Genomic DNA, 1,120 nt, shown 5'->3' on the forward strand with positions numbered 1-1,120 from the left:
TTAAAGTCGCGGCATGCCCGGACCGTTGAGGGAAATGAGTGTTACGGGAGTCGTGAAAAAACAGCTATTCATGCAGTACGTGTTTTTTTGCAGCGGAGTAACACGGCCTTTAGGTCATTTCCCTCAATGTTGATGTATAAGAATAGTTGCGGGTTTGTATGCGAGGAATTTCCGAAGGAAATTCAGACGTTACAAACACGCAACGACCTTTGATTAACCACTAAACCGCAATTATTTTTATACGGTGTTGTAGCCAGTTTTTTCTTTTTTATTCTTTCCCCAAGCAATAACTTTTACTCCTTTTGAGTATTGAATTTTGTTCGGTTTGTTTTTAATTAGTTTGCCAAATCTCGGATAATTAAATTCTAAATTTATCAAGTCAATTTCATTAATTGTCCATTCCAAATGATGAATTTCAAATTCGTTAATGGATTTTTCTGTATCCTGAAAAAGAGCATATCTTTCAGTAAGCCATTTTTCCAATTCCGTTTTCTCCGTAATTCCTTTTCCAATCGTAAACTGAATATTCAATTTGTCATTAAACTCCGAGTTATTGGATTCATATTGATTTTCAGTCCGTTTAATTTCTGAAAATCTATATGGAAGTTCAGACATACCTTTTGCTACTTTACAAGACAAACTTTTTCCGCCTTCAATGCTCAAAAAATAAACTCCAGTTTTATCGTTTGATTTTACATATGTTCGGATATTAATTTCGTCAAAATCCGAAATCGGTGGAAAAGAAGGCAGGTTTTTCGGTCTTATCTTTTCCATTGTAAAAGCAACAACCGAAATCCAAGGTTTTCCATCAAAAAGGTCAATTTCAAGTTCCTTTGGCACAAACTTTTTCAATTCTGATAACTCCACTTGCCAATGAAGAAATATTGCATTATTCCACTCTTGATAAAATTTCCAACTTTCAGTCGGCATTTTCCAAGGTCTGTGTTCAGCTGTATTTAATATATCTCGGATTGTCATTTCTCAAATTGGCTACAACGGCTGGGCTCGTATGTTTGTTTCTTAAGTTGAAGATAAGATATTTAGAACAATGAATTAGTTTAAAGGAAGAGTGATTTCGTGGTTGGGCTAGATACTAAAAAGAGATATCGTCGCTTAGGTT

The 1,120-nt window shown here is 34.8% G+C and carries 1 protein-coding gene; it reads right to left on the reverse strand.

Annotated elements, in window-relative coordinates; all coding sequences use genetic code 11:
- Nucleotides 1–237: 237 nt before the first annotated feature.
- Nucleotides 238–978: a YqjF family protein gene (locus HW347_RS20575; protein WP_214613600.1), complete on the reverse strand. Its 741-nt coding sequence runs from the start codon at nucleotides 976–978 to the stop codon at nucleotides 238–240.
- Nucleotides 979–1,120 lie beyond the last annotated feature (142 nt).

The organism is Zobellia barbeyronii, assembly GCF_018603515.1.
GTDB lineage: Bacteria > Bacteroidota > Bacteroidia > Flavobacteriales > Flavobacteriaceae > Zobellia > Zobellia barbeyronii.

Coding starts and splice junctions, on each gene's coding strand:
- HW347_RS20575 (WP_214613600.1), bottom strand. CDS start 978: ATGACAATCCGAGATATATTAAATACAGCTGAACACAGACCTTGGAAA.